We start from the raw sequence: 2,836 nt of genomic DNA, 5'->3' as shown, positions 1-2,836 counted from the left end.
CCCGACCCTGCGCGATCCTATCGCAGTGGGAAGAAGTTTGAGTGTGAGCATTGTGGATGGGAAGGGGATGCGGACTTGAATGGGGCAAATATGATTGCACTTTTGGGGGCTGCTGTAAACCAGCCCAGAGGCTAAGCCTACGGCTGGCTTCGCGAACGTGATTGGCTTGCCAACTACAGGGCTACCGAAAGCTCGCTCTCTATATGTCAGCATGAGTGCGGGTGGTTTACTGAAGGCTATGGCAGAAGAAGAGCTACAAGAGCAAAGCGTCGGATCTTCCCACTCTCCTCCAGACGGTAGGGATCCCTCCCCTGAAGGACAAAGATCCGTTCACGCCGCTCGGACGGAGTCCTCGGCTTCTGAAGCACAAGCGGAATCGGTGCCCGATCCTATCAGCAGCGGGGGCGGGGAACTGTCTGCCATCCCGGTTGCCCCGCCGGGCTTTAAGTCGGGATTTGCAGCGCTGATCGGGCGGCCCAATGTGGGCAAATCCACCCTGCTCAATGCCCTGGTGGGACAAAAGGTCGCCATTACTTCTCCCGTGGCCCAGACCACCCGCAACCGCCTACAGGGGATCCTCTCTCTGCCGGAAGCCCAGATCATCTGGGTGGATACCCCTGGCATTCACAAGCCCCACCACCGCCTGGGGGAAATTTTGGTACACAACGCCCAGGCAGCCATTGCCGCTGTGGATGTGATCCTCTTCGTGGTGGATGGATCGGTGCCGGCAGGACGGGGGGATGCTTTTATTGCCGAGCGGATCCCTGCCGCTTCCCCCTGCCTGATCGTCTGCAACAAAGCGGATCTGCTGCCTCGGGATGTTGCCGTGCGCCAAGCTCACCAGGAGAGCTACCAAGCCCTGCGCCCCGGCGCTCCTGTCGTTTGGGTGTCTGCCTTGGATCCCAGCAGTTTGACACCCCTGATCCAAGCCACCATCGATCTGCTGCCCACCGGCCCCTACTACTACCCGCCGGATCTGGTGACGGATCAGCCGGAGCGGTTCATCATGGCGGAGCTGATCCGAGAACAGGTGCTGCTGCAGACCCGCGAGGAAGTGCCCCATTCGGTGGCCGTGACCATCGACCAGGTGGAAGAAACCCCCAACGTCACCCGCATCCTGGCCACCCTCTATGTGGAGCGGGACTCCCAAAAGGGGATCCTCATTGGCAAAGGGGGGGAAAGGCTCAAGCGGATCGGCCAGGCAGCCCGCCTGCAGATTCAAAAGCTGATCCTGGGCAAGGTGTACCTGGAGCTGTTTGTCAAGGTGCGGCCCCACTGGCGGCGCTCTGAGCACCTTCTGCGCGACTTGGGCTATAGCGCTACGTCCCCCTAGCGGGAATAAGCCATTTGCGTCAGCAGGACGGAGTTCTTATGCCCCCCTCTCCCCTTGTGGGTAGGAGACTGGGGTATTCGCGCAAGCAGCACGGCGTGCCTGGGGGGAATGCTGCAAAAATGCCCTAGACCTGCTTAGAACAGATACTGACTGGGATCCCTGCGTTAGCTTGGATAGCAAAGCCTCTGGAGTCCCACAGCAGTTTTTCTTATCGCTGCTTTGCCCCATGACCGCTTTCTATCCCGCTACGGTTCAACCCGGCGCCCGCACCCTGCCTGGCCACTACTATGTTTCTTCCAGCCGCTTTGAGGCGGAGATTGAGCAGATTTTTTATCGGCAGTGGTTCTGCGTGGGGCGCAGTGCCGATCTGGCCCAACCCGGAGACTTTTTGCAGGTGCAGGTGCTCAGAGAAAGCCTGATCCTGGTACGGGATCCCAAGGGGCAAGCCCATGCCTTCTTCAACCACTGTCGCCATCGAGGAACCCGACTCTGCAGCGAGCTCCAAGGCCATTTTGCCGATGGGATCCCTTGCCCCTACCACGCCTGGCGCTATGGGCTGGATGGACAATTGTTGGCGGCTCCCCAGATGCACGAGGTGGAAGACTTTCGCCGTGAAGATTATCCCCTCCACTCCGCTGCCTTGGCAGAATGGGAAGGCTTCGTCTGGGTCAACCTCAGCCGCCATCCTCAGCCCTTCGATGAGGTTTTTGCCCCATTGCAAGGTCGTTTCCGAGAGTGGAACCTGTCCGCTCTGCGGCGAGGCCATCGTATTGAATACCACGTTCAAGCCAATTGGAAATTGCTGTTTGAAAACTACTCTGAGTGCTACCACTGCCCGCTCATTCACCCAGAATTGGCCCGCCTTTCGCCGGCTCGCAGTGGTCGCAACGACTTGATGGAAGGCCCCTTTTTGGGCGGCTACATGTTGCTCAATCCAGATGTGACCAGCCTAAACATGAGTGGCCAGCGCAGCTTGCCCCTGATCTCCACCGTGCGAGGCGAGAACCAACGGCGGGCCTACTACTACACCCTTATGCCCAATCTATTCTTGAGCCTGCAGCCGGACTATGTCATGACCCACACTCTGTGGCCCCAGGGATCCGACCGGACGCGGGTTGTCTGCGATTGGCTGTTTGAGCCGGAGACCTTGGCGCTGGATGGTTTTGATCCCAGCGAGGTGGTGGAATTGTGGGATCGCACCAACCGACAGGACTGGCACCTGTGCGAGCTCACCCAGCAAGGGGTGGGATCCCGTGCCTATGAAGCAGGGCCTCTTTCCCATGCAGAAGGGTTGCTGCAAGCCTTTGGGCGGGAATACCGCCGGCAGATGCAGGAGTTGGAAGAACAAAGCTGGTGACATGCTCCCGCACTCATGCTGACGCAAAGCGCTCCGCGCCGCTAAAGCGAGAGAGTGCGGGCTTCAAGGACTCCGTCCCGCTGACGCGAACAGTGACTCCTGTAAAGGACATTTCCTGAGCTTTGAGAACGGGATGCCCCACCGCT

At 59.3% G+C, this 2,836-nt stretch carries 2 protein-coding genes and 1 pseudogene; all 3 read left to right on the top strand.

Annotated elements, in window-relative coordinates:
* A pseudogene (locus ACVWZ1_RS14260) lies at positions 1–135 on the top strand (RNA-guided endonuclease TnpB family protein); the annotation flags it as partial.
* 103 nt (positions 136–238) lie between these two features.
* Complete coding sequence (era, locus tag ACVWZ1_RS14255; RefSeq protein WP_457503737.1) at positions 239–1,333, top strand: GTPase Era; 1,095 nt, start codon at positions 239–241, stop codon at positions 1,331–1,333.
* 226 nt (positions 1,334–1,559) lie between these two features.
* Entirely contained in the window at positions 1,560–2,690 is a 1,131-nt protein-coding gene (locus tag ACVWZ1_RS14250) for an aromatic ring-hydroxylating oxygenase subunit alpha (RefSeq protein ID WP_457467414.1), read from the top strand.
* Positions 2,691–2,836 lie beyond the last annotated feature (146 nt).

The organism is Thermostichus sp. MS-CIW-25 (genome assembly GCF_054060015.1).
Note: the sequence above shows the minus strand (reverse complement) of the source record. Positions and strands in the feature narration are given on the sequence as shown.

Excerpts from the sequence above, each read along its gene's own strand:
- ACVWZ1_RS14250 (WP_457467414.1), top strand. The coding sequence starts at position 1,560 with ATGACCGCTTTCTATCCCGCTACGGTTCAACCCGGCGCCCGCACCCTG.
- era (WP_457503737.1), top strand. The coding sequence starts at position 239 with ATGGCAGAAGAAGAGCTACAAGAGCAAAGCGTCGGATCTTCCCACTCT.